We start from the raw sequence: 16,942 nt of genomic DNA, 5'->3' as shown, positions 1-16,942 counted from the left end.
CATGATGTTTTGCTTATCTGTCAGGAAACGAAATAATTAATTTGATCGGTCAGCATCACAGCTCCAGATTTCTTCACTACCTTCAAGGTATGCGCCCCACCCGTCAGACTCGAAATAGAATAAAGCGGTTGTCCCGAGCTCCGGATGACTTGATAAGCGTTCACCGTCTCCTGGAATACGCCGTCCACATACACGTCCATATTCCCCTGCAGCGGGCCTTTCGGGCCGACAAGCTCCGCTCCTGTGCCAATAAATGAATATTCAAAATAATCGTCGTTCGTTTCCGTATAATGCACATCCTGCTTGAAGTCGCTCTCGAAGGTAAAGCTGAGCACTGAAGTGCCGACGGACTGCCCCGCCAGGTATTGCTTCTTCACGGTAAGCTGGTTTCCGGAAATCGTATAATCAACTCCCTGAGTCAAATCGCTAGTCCCGTTCGAAACCCGAATCAGGTTATCGGCGTCAACCGCCAAAGTTACCGTAATGTCTTGTTGTTCGGAACTATTTTTGTCAAAGTCTGCTGTATCCGGAGCGAATAAATCGTCCTTCTTCACCAGCAATTGATCAAGCAGCATATAGGAGCCCGATTTTTTCACAGCCTTCAAGGTATGGGAGCCGAAAGTCAATCCCGTTGCATGATAGAGAGGCTGCTGCACAAGTCTGCTGCTGTTATAAGCGTTGACGCTTTGTTGGAACACATTGTCCAGATAAATGTCAATCTCTCCTAGCGCAGTATCCATCTCGCTGGTCATTGCAATGCCGGTTCCCGTAAAGGTAAACTCAACTGCATCATCATTATTCTCTGTAAAGTGAACATCGTCTTTGTAATCGCCGAAGCCCCTGACTCGGCTGTGCTGCCAATTTCCCGCGTACGAAATGCCCGGGTCCGCATCGTTCACCGTCACATATCGTCCTCTTGCGAAATTGCTCACGACGACCGTTAACGTCTGAGGGGATCCTCCCGTGAAGGCAATCGTCAAATTCGTCATCCCTTCAGGCAAAGTCGCCAAATAGTGCTGTTTTAAGAGGAGCTCGCTGCCAGACAGCATGTAATCTTCCCCTTCCGTCAGGGCGGTCATGCCGTTGCTGATTCCGCTCCACTCATTGCCGTTCCACGTTATGCTCGCGGCGAGATCCGATGATTCTGTCGTATTTTGATCAAAGCTGACTGTAGAAGGACTTATCCCGCTGTTAAGCACTGCCGATGGTGAAGTGACCTTCAACTGATCGAGCAGCATGTAGGCGCCCGACTTCTTGACCGCCTTCAAGGTATGCGAGCCATTCGTCAACCCCCCAGCCGCATAAACGCTTTGCTGAGCGAGGCGGCTCCCATGATACGTGTCCACCGTTTCCTGGAATACATCGTCGAGATAGATGTCAATTTCGCCCTGCGAGGAATCCTTCTCTGTGATCAGCTCAATCCCCGTGCCGTCGAAGGTGTAGGTGAAGAAGTCATTATTATTCTCCGTATAATGGACATCATCGTTATAATCTCCCAATCCCCTGCTCCAGCTATAGCCCCATGTTCCCGAATAAGCAATTGATTCGTTAGTATCGTTAACGGGAATCATCTGCACCGAGGTATCGCGGATTTCAATGCTCAGCGTCTGCGTCAAGCCCCCGGCGAAGGATAAGGTTAGGCGGGTTGTTCCTGTATCCTGAACGGCAATATACTCCTTCTTGATCGTGACAAGGTTGCCGGATACTGCATAATCGGTTCCCAAGGTCAAGGCAGCGCCGCCGTTTGCAATTCCGGTCACGCCGGGACCTCCTTGTGTCATTGCGACAGTGATGTCCGCCTGCGCCGTAACCTTCTTATTAAAGCTGCCTTCATCCGGTATAATCAAGTCAGGCTTTGTGACTTTGAGTTGATCGAGCAGCATGAACGTGCCCGTTTTCTTCACGGCTTTCAGCGTATGCACGCCTTCGCTGAAGCCCGTTGCCGAATAAACGGTTTGTTGAACCAGCCGGCTCGCATTGTAAGTATTCACCGTTTGTTGAAATATCCCGTCGAGATAGATATCTACATTGCCCTGCGACGAATCCTTCTCGGAAATGAGCTCGATGCCCGTGCCCGTGAACGTATATTCGAAGAAATCATCATTCGTTTCGGTATAATGAACATCGTCGTTCACATCCCCAAGTCCGCGATCCCAGCTTCGCTGCCAAGAGCCCGTATAGGCGATATCGCCATCATCGTCATTCACTGTCTTGATTACTCCGTTAGTCGTATCGCTAATCGCGATAGAGAGGAGCTCGGAATCTCCCGCGCTGAAGTTGAATTGCAGCTCCGTCGTTCCGGTCGGCAATCCCGAAAGATATTCTTTCTTGATCGCCACCGTATTGCCGGATACACTATAATCCGTTGGGCTCGCAAGCGCTGAGCCTCCGTTCGATATGCCGCTCAGCGTATTGCCATTAAGCGTCAAATCGGTCTCGATATCCGACTGCGCGGCTGTCTTCTTATTGAAGCTTGCTTCAACTACGGAAAGCTCGCTGTTGCTCACGCTTGAATCGGAAACCGATACCAGCAAATTTTGCGTACCGCCTATCTCTTCATTGTCGCCGTTGCGAAGCCAATCGCCGCTGTACACGAATCCATGATCATCATCATTCGCGGATACGGTGCCGCTTACCGGCTCCACTTTGAACAAACGGGAAGCATGCGAGGCCAATGCGACAGAGCTGTATCCGGTCGCGAACGTGCCGAGATCCGTATGGCTCCACAAATCCCGCACATCTGCCGAACCGTTGATTCCTATCTCGCTCCAGTCAACGGATACAGTCGCCGCCGAGCTTCCCAGGTTGAACAGAGCGACCGTGAAGCTCCCGTCTCCATTATTGGCATACCAGACTTGCTGGTCGGTATCGGTCGAGATCGGTCTTGCCGGTTTTCCGGCTTGATCCACCGCGATGACCTCGTCATTGGTAAGCAGACTGATGCCGAAGGAATCCAGATTCGTCATATCATTCCCGATATAGAGCGGGGCGGCGGATATCGCCCACAGCGTCATCGCCGAGCGGCGCTCATCCTGCGTGATGCCGTCCATCGAGCCGTTGCCGACGTTCAACGAATCGAAGTCGTTCCAGCCTCCCGGCCCCGCATGCCGCCACCACTGCTCAGCTCTTGGGAACAGCCTCGCAATGCTGCTCCAGCTTGTTAGACCGGACGTGCCGCAATAGCATTCAATATCCCAGTCAACCCGCCATCCGTTCGCGTATTCCTTCCATGTATCAATGTAATTGATGTCCAGCGCCCATGACAGCTCCAGCCAAATATCGTAGGGCTCGAGCGCTTCCGACCAAGCCGCCACATCATCCCTGGCGTCAAGAGAAAGATCCGATATGCCCGATCCGGGCGTCACGCTGTCAAATTTCAGGAAGTCGATTCCCCAATCTCCGTACAAATCCGCGATCGAATCAATGTAGCTTTGCGCGCAAGGCTGGGAGAAATCAATCTTGTAGCCCAATCCCCAATAATCCGATTGCGCGAGCGGCTGAGCGGCAATATCCTGCATGCTGCACCCGGGCGCTCCGTAGATCGGAAGATCCTCGTCATACGCTTGCGGCGACAAACCCGGAATGCCGTAAATGCCGATCTTCTGCCCGTTGGCATGCACATAATCGATGACATCCTGAAAGCCGTCCGGATAGAGCGTTGTGCTGGGAATCGGACGGCCGTAGCCGTCCATCCCTCCATTCCAACCTGCATCGATATTAATGTATTCGTAGCCATGCGATTGCAAGGTGCTGTGCATCGCGTCCGATTGCGCTTTGATCTGCGCCGCCGAAATCCACTGATTATTGCTGCTGTACACCTGCATGCTATAGCTGCTCCAGCCCATATAGGGCTGCGAGCCCAGTCCATTATTCGCTGCATGGGCAACCTTTGCCGTTGATGTCAGAAATCCCAGTTGAGCAGCGATCAATAAGAAAACCAGCACGCTTGTCCGGCATCCTCTGAACACTCTCGCCACATCATTCATCTCCTTTTGGGTTAACAAAATGCAATTCATGTGCATACAACAAAATAACTTCCTTTGAATTTCAATAAAAATCTGGCGCTCTATTATGCAATAAAGCGCCAGATGTTGTTCATGCTTATGATTGAGTCGAAGCGTCGTAAGCCTTCTGTAAAATTTCCAGGTAACGATCCAGCTTCAAATCCTTCAGCCCCTTGACGTAAGCATCCCAATCCTTGTTGAGATCCTTGTTGCCCGTTACGAATTGAAGCGCGTTCTGCTCTACGTATTTCTTAATGTTGGTTTGCAGGATGCTCGCTTCATCCGCTTCAGCCGGATCAACCCAGATGGACCAGATCGGGAAGAGCTCCTCGGGCTCGTGGCCTTGATAAAGCAGCGTCGCTTCATACAATCTGCGCTCATAGGCGTTGGAATCATAAATATCGGTGCCTTGAACGAAGCTGTCTCTGTACTCGGAAGGCATATAGAAGTGGCCCATGCCGCTCCAGCCCGCGTTGCGCGGCGCTTCGCCTTCTTTTGCCGGAATCGGCTTGATCTTCGCTTCTACGCCTTCTCCAAGCGCAACATCGTCTGGACCCGGATCTTCCCAGTCAATACCCTTCATGCCGGAAGCCGCATTCGTCTGACCTTCCCATGTGTACATATAATCAACAAGCTTGATGAGAGCGATCTGAGCTTCCTTGCTTGCTTTGTTCGTGATGACGAATTTCGCGCCTGGCGCGACACCGCCGCTGTCATGCGTAGCATAAGATTTGCCGTCCGGGCCTGTCAGAGGCTCCAGAGGATTATAATCGGCCGAATATTTGTTGCCTTGATCGATATTGACGAAGATGGCCGGATGCATGCCCGCGCCGGCGCCAAGAATTTGCACATCGGCGTTTTCGCCGATTTTCTTGAAGGCTTCCGCATTTTGCGTGAACGCGCCCGGATCAATCAGGCCTTCATCGTAGAGGGACTTCACATAAGTCAAGCCTTCCTTCCACTCCGGCTTAATCGCGGCCGACTCCACCTTGCCGTCGGTCAGATTCAGATAGTTGCGGTCGTCGTCATAGACGAATGGATTCATCAGGAACGGCAGCACGCGCACGCCGAAGTCTTCCGTCGAGCCGCTCAGCGGCACTTCGTCAGCCTTGCCGTTGCCGTTCGGATCTTCATTCTTGAACGCCTCGAGCACCTTCTTGAATTCCTCCGGCGTCGTCGGCGTTTCGAGATTGAGCTTCTTCATCCATGAGGTGTTCAGCCACAGCTTGTTCGGATAAGAGCAATGGAAGCATTGCGAATAGGATACGAGGCCGTAAATATTGCCGTCCGGCGCTGTATTAAACGCTTTCAAATCGGCGTTGGATTCCATAGCCGCTTTAATGTTCGGCGCATATTGATCGATAAGGTCGTTCAGCGGAACGAATACGCCTTGCTTGCCGTATTTCAACACATCCGTTTGCGAGAACTGATCGACATAGGCTGTCAGGATGTACGCATCGGGATAGTCGCCGCTCGCGAGCGAGATTTGACGCTTCTCCTTGGCTCCGTCGGAAGGATTCAGCTCGAATTTGAAGTTGATGTTGAATTTGTCTTCGACGAATTGCGTGAATTTGTTCGTGTCAAGATCGATGCCCTGCTCCTGAACGGCAAAGACGCTGATATCTACTGGTTTGTCGGACTGTCCGCCATTGCCGGAATCCGTGTTTGTCGAGGAAGAGGTTGGCGACGAGCCGCTGTTTCCTCCCGAATTATTGTTATTGCCGCCCGAGCATGCCGCAAGCACAAGTGATACGGACATTATAAGCGCGAATAGGCTTACCATTCTCTTTTTCAATGTTTTTCGCTCCCTTTTTTATTAATGTAAGTCTTCCAGTCAAACATCCATTGATTGCGTTCCAACCTTCACCACAGATATAAGCCTCACCCCTTTCAATGTGGTCCATCGCTGTCTTCGCTTCTCGCCTCTCCAAGTCGGATTTTTCGACTTGCAGCGCTCGTTTTGCTCAGATGCGCTCCTCTAAGTCGGATTTTTCGACTTGCAGCGCTCGTTGCGCTTGGATGCGCCTCTCCAAGTCGGATTTTTCGACTTACAGCGCTCGTTTTGCTCAGGTGCGCTCCTCCAAGTCGGTTTTTCCGACTTACAGCGCTCGTTTTGCTCAGATGCGCCTCTCCAAGTCGGATTTTTCGACTTACGAGTCAGCCCATTGTTAGCTCCAGGTACAAAAAGTACACCTACAACCTGCCAAACTCGCTCATTCCATGCTCCAAGTGCAAAAAGTACACCTGCGGCCCTACAAACTCGCTCATTCCACACTCCAGGTGCAAAAAGTACACCTACAACCTGCCAAACTCGCTCATTCCATGCTCCAAGTGCAAAAAGTACACCTGCAGCCCTGCAAACTCGCTCATTCCACACTCCAGGTGCAAAAAGTACACCTGCAGCCCTACAAACTCGCTCATTCCACACTCCAGGTGCAAAAAGTACACCTGCGGCTCGAGCTTCCACTCATCACGCGGACAATCAGCCTGCATTTCCTAGCTTTCCTAGCTGCACCGCCAAAGTCGCTGCCGATCGACAGCCCGCCTGCCTGCCTGCGCTTCCTGCCTAACTCCAGCCGGATGCTCTCACTCGCGAAGCAAGACTTGCCGACAACCGCACCGCAAGCGGTTGCAGCCGAGCAGCCGCCGATTTCGACTCAACCTATACCGAAGCGCCCCATCAGCCCTTCACCGAACCGACGAGCATCCCCTGGACGAAATAGCGTTGAACGAAAGGATAAATAACGAGCACGGGAAGCGTCGCAACGACAATCAAGGAATATTTCAACAGCTCGGCAAGCTGCTGCCTCTCCACTTGCTTCATCGCGTCGTTCAGACCTCCGGCACTGTTGTTCTGGATGATGATGCTCCTTAGAATGAGCTGCAACGGGAACAAATCCGCGGTCTTCAAATAAATCAATGCGTCGAAATACGCGTTCCATTGCCCCACTGCATACATCAGCACGAGCACGGCGATAATCGGCATCGACAACGGAATGACGATGCTCCGCAAAAACTTCAAATCGCTGCAGCCGTCCATCTCGCTGGCCTCGAACAGCTCATCCGGAATCGAGGATTGGAAGAAGGACCGCGCAATGATAACCTGCCATACCCAAATTGCATTCGGGATGAGCAGCGCCCATCTCGAGTCGATCAAGCCGACCTCCTTCACGACCATATACATAGGGATGAGCCCCCCGCTGAACAGCAGTGTGAAGGTAATCATCATCATCAGCGCTTTTCTGCCGAAGAAGGTTTTTCGCGATAGCGGATAAGCAATCATGATGGTCAGCGATACGCTAATCAACGTTCCGGCGCAGGTATAGAAGATGGAATTGCCGTAGCCTGTCATAATCTGCGGCGTCTTGAACAGCACCTCGAAACCTCTGAAGGATATATCCACCGGCCACAGCCATACTCTGCCCGAGGTGACGGCCGCCGGAGAACTGATCGAGCTGCTCAAAATATAAATAAGCGGGTAAATTACGGCGACCAGCACCAGGCTGAGAACGACGTAGATGAAAAACAGAAATACTTTATCGCTTGCTGAATCGCGTATGGTTTGTTTCGTTGCTGCCATGCTAGCACTCCTTTTTTACCAAATACTCGTATTCGAGAATCGTTTTGCCAAGTAGTTGACCGATGCCAACAAGAACAGATTGATTACTGAATTAAACAAGCCTACCGCGGTTGCGAAGCTGTAATTCGCGTTCAGCAATCCGACGCTGTACACATAGGTGGCAATAATCTCCGAATTGACGAGATTGAGCGGATTTTGCAGCAGGTAGATCTTCTCGAAGCCGATTGCCATGACGCTGCCCACGTTCAGAATCAAAACGATCATGATGGTCGGCAGAATGCCGGGCAAATCCACATGTATAATCTTCTGAATGCGTGATGCGCCGTCCACTTTGACGGCTTCATACAAGGTTGGATCAATGCCGGCCAGCGCCGCCAAATAAATGACGGAGGTATATCCAGCCGTTTGCCAAATATCGGACCAGACGTAAATCGATCGGAACATGCCCGGCTCGCCGAGGAAATTAATCGAATCCAGTCCGAAATGATTCATCGCCACATTTACAAATCCAAGCCTTGGCGCCAGAAACAGCATTATGATCGATACCATGACGACTGTCGAAATAAAATAGGGCGCAAAGGACACGAGCTGCACCAACCGTTTGAAGCGTCCGTTGCGAATTTCATTCAGCATTAACGCCAGAATAATCGGAATCGGAAATCCGGCGATCAGCAAATATCCGCTGACGTATATCGTATTCTTGACCAGCGGCCAGAACATCGGATTGTCGAAGAACAAGTTGAAGTTCTTCATGCCCACCCATGGGCTTCCCCAAATGCCTTTGATGACGTTGAAATCCTTGAAAGCAAGCACCGCATTCGCCATCGGATAATACTTGAATATCAAGAAAAATAGAAGCGGCGGAATCGTGATCAAATAGAGCTGCCAATGCTTCTTCATACTTCTGACTGCTTCTTCCCATAAGCCGCGTTTTTTAGAATAAGTCGGTATGGCGGCGGCTTGCGTTGATGCCGTTTTCTTTAAAACCAGTTCTTTCTTCAGATCGTCCCCTCCTCAGCAACCTGCCTTGATGTCGTGACAGCGCTTTCTACACGACCGATTTTATAGGATTCGGACGGGAGCTGGATAGGTACATCTAAGTGTTTTGGCGTACAATTAAGCCGTTTCGAAGCGGTCAAATGCCCGTAAAACGTACATTTCGCCGCGATTGCCGTTGGGGGAAGTCTTTTCAGATTGCAGGAGCAATAACAGAAATTCCATAAGTCCAGAAATGAGAAAACCTCTATCGAGGCCTTTCGAAGATGAGCGACCTAAAGCTTTGCGGAGCAAAGCAACTTCGTAAGCATGAGGTAGGTTTTATCGCCAATCAGAATTTGTAAGTTTGGAGCTCCGAAAACTTATAAATTCTTATGTGGTAAGCAAACGGACACAGAAGGCGCTGATATGATTACAAAATACGAATTTTTTTCGTTTTAGCGGACGAGCCTATATTTACTCAAAAAATCAAAATAATCGCTGTTTTTTCGAAAATAGCGGCATCTCTGTCCGTGAAATTACAAAAACGGCTCATTTTGCTGAAATAGCGTATCTACGGTCCGCTGCGATCATGCGCAAACATGAACAAAAAGATTGCAAATCATATCCGTACAAAAAAAGCCTCCCGCCGTGACGGTTTGTTTCACCTGTCAACAGCAGGAAGCGCTCAAGAGAAAACCTCTATCGCGGCCATTCGAAGATGAGCGACCGCGTTTAATGCGTGTTTAATTAGAATGTCATAATAGGCTGTCATAGATTGACATTACTCAAGAAGCAATTGAGAGGCTAGACAGGCAATTGAAACTCGTCATCCGTATCCCGCACCCATTGCCGAAGCCGCTCGTTCAGAGCTTGCCGCTTCTTGGCAAATTGGGGATCATGGGCCAAATTCGCTTGCTCGTAAGGATCCTCGTTCAAATTGAACATAAGATACGGCATGCTCTCGAAGCAGATGTACTTCCAGCCGTCCTTAGTAATCAGGCCCCGCCATGGCTTATCCACATTGGCGCGTGGATCCAGATTCTGCAAATAAACGGAATCCTGCTCATTCTTCTTGCGCCAGCCCAGTCGATGACCGGAATAATCCGTCCCGTCCATCCACTCCGGAGCATCAATGCCGCATAATCCAAGCGTGGTCGGGGCGATATCGACATGATTGACCAAGGCGGCGCTCTTCCCGTTCCATCGCTGCTCGTAGTGCGGCTGCTCGCCGCTGATGATGAAGGGAACGCGAATCGATTCCTCATAGGGACTCGTTTTGCGGAATTGTCCGTGGGAGCCATGCATATCGCCGTGATCGCTGAAGAAGACGATATGCGTATCGAACGCGAGCCCAGAATCAAACAGCGCCTTGCGAATCCGCCCGATATTCCAGTCCAGATTCTCGATCATCGCATAATAGCCCGGCAGTTCGGCCTTCGCTTGCTCCCGTACGCGGGCGACATCCGGCACGTTCGGCCTCAGAGTCAGGTTTGCAGGTGAATGGCCGCGCATCGTTCGCTCCGGCGCATAATACGGATTATGCGGCGGCTGCACCGACAGCACCGCGAAGAACGGTCCGCGCTTAGCTTTCGATCCTCCCGACTCTGCGGAAACATGCTCCTCGGCTTGCCGTTCTCGGCCTTGCTCTTCGATATATGCGATGAACAAGCTCGTCAGTTCATCCGTCTCGTAGCCGGGCAGTCTGTAGTGGAAGGCTTCCTCGCCTTCCCCTCCGTGAACCCAGCAATCCCAAGGGCTGTTATTGTTCTCGTAGCCGACCCAGTAGCGGAACCCGCCCCTGCGATGGGGCGGAACAATATGGCGGGATGCCCTTCCCTCCTTCTCGTCGAAGCCGTCGAGATGCCATTTCCCGATATAGGCGGTGTCGTAGCCCGCATCGCTGAAGACATTCGCGATCGTTCGCTGCCCCTCCGGCAGCCGAGCCTGATGCGCGGGCACGCATTTATGCGGATACTTGGAGGTGAGCAGAGAGCCTCGGAACGGGCAGCACAGCGGAGAACCCGACACCGCGTTCACGAAGTTCACCCCGGCAGCAGCGAGCGTATCGATATTGGGCGTGAACAGATTGGGATCGCCGTTGCAGCTAAGCGCCTGCGCCCTTTGCTGGTCGCCGAAAATCCAGATTACATTCTTTTTGCGTTCCGTTTCCATCATGGCATTCCGCTCCCGCTTACTGCTTCTTGAATTTCTGATACTGGTCGTTCAGTTCTTGAATGACGGCGCTGCCTCCGGCTTGCAGCCACTTGTCGATCTCCGCCTTATAGCCGGCCTCGTCGATCTGACCCATCACAAATTTGACCATCATGTCATAGCGCATATTGTCCAGTTGCTGTCCTTGTTTGGAGTACGTGTCGGAGATGAACGCCTCAGCAAGATTAACCACCGCCACCTTCTCGTTCGCTTGCACCAGAGCTTCCATTTTCTTGCCGAAATCCGAATTCTGCTTCGGCGTCAAGTGATTGACGGTCTTAAGCTGAAGCTGATTGAGATCGAGCCTGTCTTTGAGCAACTGCTCCTTGTCGAGTACTTTGACCTCACCGTTCTCCAACTGATAATGCTTGCCTTCAATGCCGTATTCGAGCAGGTCCTGCGCCTTCTGCTCATTCAGCTTGTCGAGGAACTGCAGCACCTTGCGCAGCTCATCCTCGGTTTTGACCGTTTTCTTCGGAATCATGTATACGCCGAGATAACCGCCCGACGCTCTTGCGCGCGGACCGAAGCCTCCGTCGAGCGTGCTGAACATGTCGACCTCTCCGTTCTGCGCGGTGATTTTCTCATTGGTTTGCCAGGCGTTCGCATTGCCCACCGATCCGAAATTAGCTCCGGCGACGCCTGTGATGAACAATTCATTCCCTTTCCCGCTGTCCACGACGGCAAAGTCCTGGTTCATCAGCTTCTCGTCGTACAGCCTTTTCATGAATTTCAAGCCCTCCATGTAGCCGTCCGTCATAAAGTCGGGAACGAGGTTGCCGTCCTTATCCTCGCCCCAGATGTTCGGACTTCCGAACCAGAGCGCGATAATGCGGAAGAAGGAGAGAAAGGATTCCTTATAGTAGACCATGCCGTAAGTATCGTCCTTGCCGTTCTTGTCCGGATCCTCCGTCTTGAACGCTTTCAGCATCTCGTAGAATTCATCCGGCGTCTTCGGCTCCTCCATGCCGACATTGTTCAGCCAATCTTTACGATAGATGACGCCGACCTGGGCCAGATTGCTGTATTTATAAATGCCGTACTGCTTGCCGTCGATGCGAATATTGTTCACGATGCTCGGATTTTCCTGGCTCAAATTCGGATAATCGCCCAAATAAGGCTCTACATCCCAGAAGGCTCCCGACTCTGCAGCGCTGATGATGCTCGGCGACTTCAAGCTTTGAATGTACATAAGCTGGGGCAAATCGCCGGAAGCGAGCATGAGATTGGTCTTCTCGTCGATTTGCGCCTTCGGCACCCAGGTGAAATCCAATTGCGTGCCAGTCGCCTCCTCCAGCGCATTCAGAATTTCATTGTCGTCCTTCGGCGTCTCGGCGCTCGCGGTCATCGCCATGACGCTAAGCTTGAACGGCTCCTCGGATTTGGCCGTTTCCTGCGGATTGGCTGACTCCTGGCCATTCGTACTGCTCGGCGTGCTGCCCTTTTCATTGTTTGACCCATTCTGAGAGCAGCCCGCGGTTACGGACAGCGCCATTGCCAGGACAAGCAGCATCGAGGATGTCTTTCTCCATTTTCCTTTGCTTGTTAACATGCTTTCTTTTCCTCCCTTTGAATAGCTGAATATGTTTTCTTTGTTTATATGGAAGCCTCCTACCTACCCTTTGATCGATCCGAGCAGTACCCCTTTGACGAAATATTTCTGCAGGAAGGGATACAGCAGCAGGATAGGAAGCGTTGCCACCACAATGACGGACATCTTGATCGATTCGGAAAGCGAGCTTATCTCGGATGCATCGAATTCAGCCGACTCCCCCAGCTGCGAGGAGACGATGACGATCTGGCGAAGCACGACCTGAATCGGCCACTTCGAGGTATCGTTCATATACATAATAGCCGTGAAGAACGTGTTCCAATGGCCCACCGCGTAGAACAATGTAAATGTCGCGATGACCGGCAGCGAAAGCGGGAGCACAATTCGGAACAGAATGGCGACATCGTTCGCCCCGTCAATCTTCGCCGATTCCTCAAGGCCGGGCGGAAGCTGCTGGAAGAAGTTTTTGATAATGATCAGATTGAACGCGCTGATCGCCCCCGGCAGGAGCAACGCCCAGTACGTATCCAGCATGCCGAGCTGCCGAATCAACAGATAAGTAGGAATCATGCCGCCGTTGAACAGCATGGAGAAAAGCACGACCAGCATGATTGAGCGACGGCCGACCAGGCTCTTCCTGGCAAGCGAATACGCCATCGTCAGCGTGAAGACGAGATTGACGACCGTTCCCACCACGGTGATGCCTGCGGTAACCAACAGACTGCGCGGCACCGTTTCCAATGAGAAGATGTAACGGTACGCATCCAGCGAGAAGTCGGTAGGCAGCAGAATGAACGCCTTCACCTTCAGGGCTTGCGCGTCTGACAGCGACACGCTCAGGATATGAAGAAACGGCACGACCGTAAATAAAGCAAACAAAGTAAGGAATATATAATTGAAGCCGTCAAACAGCTTACTGCCGATCGACTTTCGTCCAACCCATGCTCTCATGATGCGAGCAGCCTCCTTTTCTAGTAGATCGTTTCCTGCCCGGCTTTCTTCGCGATATAATTCGCCGACACGACGAGAACGAGCCCGACGAGCGATTTGAACAGCCCGACCGCCGTGCTGTAACTGAATTGTCCTTGGGCAAGGCCAAGCGTGTACACATAGGTGTCGAATACTTCCCCGACCTCGCGGTTCATCGGATTCAGCAGCAAGTAGACATGCTCGAAGCCGGTATCCAGAAAATCGCCCAATCGCAATATCAGCAAGATGACGATCGTTCCGCGGATCGCGGGAAGCGTAATATGCCACAACTGACGGAAACGGTTTGCTCCGTCGATAACCGCCGCCTCGTACTGCTCCGCGTCGACGCCCGACAGCGCGGCAAGGAAAATGATTGTGCCCCACCCTGTCTCCTTCCAAATAATCTGGCCGATGAACATCGTCCGAAACCACTCGCTGCTAAGCAGGAAGTTAATCTTCTCGCCGAATAGCTGCTCGATCAGGTTATTGACCGCCCCGCCCTCGGTCGTGAGCAGCATATACGATATCGCCACGACGACGACCCAGGACATGAAATGCGGAATGTAGATCATCGTTTGCACAAATCGCTTGAACAGCTGTCTGCGAAGCTCGTTAAGCAGAAGCGCGATGACGATCGGCGCCGGGAAGAAGAACACCAGCTTATACATGCCGATGAGCAGCGTATTGCGCAGCAGCATGAAGAAATCGGGATCCTTGAACAATCGCTCGAAATGCTCGAATCCGACCCAGGGACTCTTCATCATGCCGAGAAACGGATTGTACTGCTGCAAAGCAATGCTTACGCCCCACATCGGAATATATTTGAAAATAACAAAATACAGCAGCCCCGGAAGCAACAGAATATACAGCCAGCGATCGCCCGCCATTCTGCGCAGCGTTCGGGGTTTGCCAGTGCGCTCCGCTTGAACGGCTCGCTCTTCGATTACAGCCAATGGTATCCTCTCCAGTCTTCACCTCAGCGGCGTATTCTCTCTTCGTTACGCCTAAACTGTAGCATCCGCCTTCCATAACCGTAAATAATCATCTACTTGCCTCGGACGATCCGCCCCCCGATAATCCGCAGAATGTCTGCCAGAATCGCCCGGTCACGCTAATGAGCATCGCACATGGGCATCGCCGGCGCCGCGAATGGCAGCGCAAAGATAAAGCCCCGCGAGCGCTTAGGCTCGCGAGGCTTCTTCGTTGCGAATATGATCTCTATATTTGCCGGGGGACACGCCCTCCATCTTCTTGAAGTAACGAATGAAGTTTTGCGCGTTATTATAGCGAAGCTTCTCCGCGATCTCCGTGATCGTCATATCCGTCTCCTGAAGCCATCCCTTGGCGACCTTCAGTCGGTGCTGCGCCAAATAATCGCTGAAATTCAAACCAACCTCCTTGCGCAGCACCCTCCATATATAGCTGGGATGATACTGCAGCCGGTCCGCGCAGGATTCCATCGTCAGATCGGTATCGTATTCCTCCCTTATCATTCGCAGCACATCGTCCGCAATGCTTCGGTGCTTCGCGGTGCGTTTCTCGTCCAGCAGCTTTATGATGGGGTCAATGACCGAATCCGTGAACCATTGTCTGATCTCCTCTTTGGTGGAGAGCTCGAACAGCTTTGAAATAATCGATTTGCTCTCCAAATCCATCATGCCAAGCGATTCGCCCGATTCCTGAACGACCCGCATCAATTGAATGAGCAAACGCACCAGCGAAAGCTGGTATTCATCCAGTCGGGATTCGCTCTCGAATACTTCCTGGATCCATTCGTTCAAGAGAAGATGCGCCTGCTCGGCATCCGTCTGCTTCAACGCGTCCAAAAGCCGCTGCTCGAGCTGCTCCGGATACGCATGTCTCCCGGCGCCAAGCTCGATATCGCCAATGAACAGGATCGATTCGAAGCCCAGCTTTACGCGGTATTTCAAAGCTTCGAGGCTTTCCCGATAGGCTGTCGGCAAATCTTCAAGACACGGATGCGTTCTACTGATGCCGATGCTGACCTTCAGCTTCAAGTAATGCTTGATCGCATGCTGCAGCGCTTCCGCGCGCTGATAGATATGGTCTTTGAAAGCCGATTCCTGTTCAAGATTTCCTCCAAGCACGACCATGAGGGTTTGCCCGGTCAGGATGGTGCTCAGCCTCTCTTCGGGAGCCGTCAAATCGCCCGCGATATTCTTCATCGCGAACAGCATCAGATCACGATCCTTCTCGTCGTAGGCTGTATGCTCGAGCGTATCGATTTGCAGCGCCAGCACGCAGACCTGCTTCCAATCCAAGACATGCCCGAAGCGCTTCAAGCCTTCCCCGATTTCGCCCGGTCCGAGCTCTCCGCGAAGCAGCTTCATCACGAAAAACTCGTTCAATTGCTCGACTTGTTTGCCAAGCTGCTCCGACATTCGGCTTTGAAGCGTGCCAAGCCGCTTGATTCGCTCTCCGATTATGCCGAACTCTTCCGCGTTTCGTTGAACCGGCTCCAACGCATCGCTCACGCTTGCCGACAAATCATACAGACTGCGGACCGGCCGGTACATGCGTATCGACCCCGCAAGCGCAATCGCGACGGTTACCAGCATCACCGATAAGCTCATCGCCAGCGTCACCCAGCCGATGACGCGGGACTCCCTCGTTATGTCCTTGATTGACACGATCGACAGATAGGTCCAGCCGTTATAGCCTGATTTAATGAAGGAGATTCCAGACAAGTCTCCGCCCATGCGGGACTCTACGTAGCCGGATTCGGTTTCTTTGCTCTCAATTTCCATCATGGGCGCCCATTCGGAATAATCCTTGCCGATAAGCGCCTCGTCATCCCCAGCCACGACGCGATTATGCTCGTTCAGTAGCAGAATGCTCCCCGGACGTTTGCTTTTCAAGCTGAGCTTATTGATATCCTGGCTCGACGTTCGAATGACCAATAATCCCTTGGGCTTGCTGAAGTTGAGCGGCACCTTGATCACCAGACTGACCTGACCGGAGGTTCCGCTCTCCTCCGCCGTGGCTCCGCTTACCCAATAGGCATTCTCCGGCAGTCCCGCGTATGACTCGATTTCCTCCGTGCTGATCGCATCGGCCGCCGTGGACAGGCCCTCCCTTGAGATCGACCAATCATTGTCGATGTTGATGAGATAGGAATTGAATGTTTCCATCTCCATGACCGACAATGCGGCGAGCTCGGTCTGGATGTCGTCGATCAGGCGAAAATCCTCGGGAGTCAGCTTGCGGTCGATGCTCGTGTTCACGAGAGGTGAATTCGCGAAGCGAATTGCGGAATGCTGAATCATGCGCAAGGTCTGCTCCACGGTCATCTGCGTCTGCTGCAGCAGTTGACTGTTCGCTTCGTTGACCTTCTCCTGAATATCCCAGGATGATTTCGAATAAGAAAAAAAGCCGAGAACGGCAATCGGTAGCAAGCCAACGAGCAGGCTGAAACCAATCAATCGTCGCAAATATCGAGTCAGTCTGATGATCCCCACATCCCCGCTGATAGTCAATCCATTCTACTGTAAAGTATAGCATGTTCTTGAATAAACAGGCTCCCGAACGGTGAAACGGCCTCGCCGTCCAGGGACGGCGGGGCGCGTTTTCTTCCTAAGTTGAAATCGTAAACGCTCCAGAATTCGAGCAAAGCCTTGAAGGCTTGCG

At 52.1% G+C, this 16,942-nt stretch carries 9 protein-coding genes; all 9 read right to left on the bottom strand.

Translation table 11 applies throughout. The features are described from left to right. Positions 1 to 20 precede the first annotated feature (20 nt). Positions 21 to 3,977 carry a X2-like carbohydrate binding domain-containing protein gene (locus HFP08_RS05395; protein ID WP_240941106.1) on the bottom strand — a complete coding sequence of 1,319 codons (3,957 nt, stop codon included), beginning with the start codon at positions 3,975 to 3,977 and terminating at the stop codon, positions 21 to 23. 124 nt (positions 3,978 to 4,101) lie between these two features. Then, positions 4,102 to 5,799, bottom strand: coding sequence for an extracellular solute-binding protein (locus HFP08_RS05390; RefSeq protein WP_481856537.1), 1,698 nt, complete (start codon positions 5,797 to 5,799; stop codon positions 4,102 to 4,104). An 885-nt stretch (positions 5,800 to 6,684) separates the two neighbouring features. Beyond that, positions 6,685 to 7,584, bottom strand: coding sequence for a carbohydrate ABC transporter permease (locus HFP08_RS05385; protein ID WP_168119521.1), 900 nt, complete (start codon positions 7,582 to 7,584; stop codon positions 6,685 to 6,687). A gap of 15 nt (positions 7,585 to 7,599) precedes the next feature. After that, positions 7,600 to 8,484, bottom strand: a complete 885-nt coding sequence (locus HFP08_RS05380; RefSeq protein ID WP_168119520.1) for an ABC transporter permease — start codon at positions 8,482 to 8,484, stop codon at positions 7,600 to 7,602. A gap of 882 nt (positions 8,485 to 9,366) precedes the next feature. Continuing rightward, positions 9,367 to 10,737: a sulfatase family protein gene (locus HFP08_RS05375; protein WP_168119519.1), complete on the bottom strand. Its 1,371-nt coding sequence runs from the start codon at positions 10,735 to 10,737 to the stop codon at positions 9,367 to 9,369. Between the two features lie 16 nt (positions 10,738 to 10,753). Next, entirely contained in the window at positions 10,754 to 12,325 is a 1,572-nt protein-coding gene (locus tag HFP08_RS05370; protein WP_168119518.1) for an extracellular solute-binding protein, read from the bottom strand. Between the two features lie 63 nt (positions 12,326 to 12,388). After that, positions 12,389 to 13,276 carry a carbohydrate ABC transporter permease gene (locus HFP08_RS05365; RefSeq protein ID WP_168119517.1) on the bottom strand — a complete coding sequence of 296 codons (888 nt, stop codon included), beginning with the start codon at positions 13,274 to 13,276 and terminating at the stop codon, positions 12,389 to 12,391. A gap of 20 nt (positions 13,277 to 13,296) precedes the next feature. Beyond that, complete coding sequence (locus tag HFP08_RS05360; protein WP_168119910.1) at positions 13,297 to 14,181, bottom strand: ABC transporter permease subunit; 885 nt, start codon at positions 14,179 to 14,181, stop codon at positions 13,297 to 13,299. A gap of 294 nt (positions 14,182 to 14,475) precedes the next feature. Continuing rightward, entirely contained in the window at positions 14,476 to 16,791 is a 2,316-nt protein-coding gene (locus tag HFP08_RS05355; RefSeq protein ID WP_168119516.1) for a helix-turn-helix domain-containing protein, read from the bottom strand. Between the last annotated feature and the right edge of the window lie 151 nt (positions 16,792 to 16,942).

Source organism: Paenibacillus sp. HB172176 (genome assembly GCF_011947265.1).
In the GTDB taxonomy this organism is placed as follows: domain Bacteria; phylum Bacillota; class Bacilli; order Paenibacillales; family Paenibacillaceae; genus Pristimantibacillus.
This window is presented reverse-complemented; position numbering and strand designations above follow the sequence as displayed.

What these genes read in the sequence shown, in the direction of transcription:
- HFP08_RS05385 (WP_168119521.1), bottom strand. Translation starts at nt 7,584, where the DNA reads ATGGCAGCAACGAAACAAACCATACGCGATTCAGCAAGCGATAAAGTA.
- HFP08_RS05380 (WP_168119520.1), bottom strand. Translation starts at nt 8,484, where the DNA reads ATGAAGAAGCATTGGCAGCTCTATTTGATCACGATTCCGCCGCTTCTA.
- HFP08_RS05375 (WP_168119519.1), bottom strand. Translation starts at nt 10,737, where the DNA reads ATGATGGAAACGGAACGCAAAAAGAATGTAATCTGGATTTTCGGCGAC.
- HFP08_RS05370 (WP_168119518.1), bottom strand. Translation starts at nt 12,325, where the DNA reads ATGTTAACAAGCAAAGGAAAATGGAGAAAGACATCCTCGATGCTGCTT.
- HFP08_RS05365 (WP_168119517.1), bottom strand. Translation starts at nt 13,276, where the DNA reads ATGAGAGCATGGGTTGGACGAAAGTCGATCGGCAGTAAGCTGTTTGAC.
- HFP08_RS05360 (WP_168119910.1), bottom strand. Translation starts at nt 14,181, where the DNA reads ATGGCGGGCGATCGCTGGCTGTATATTCTGTTGCTTCCGGGGCTGCTG.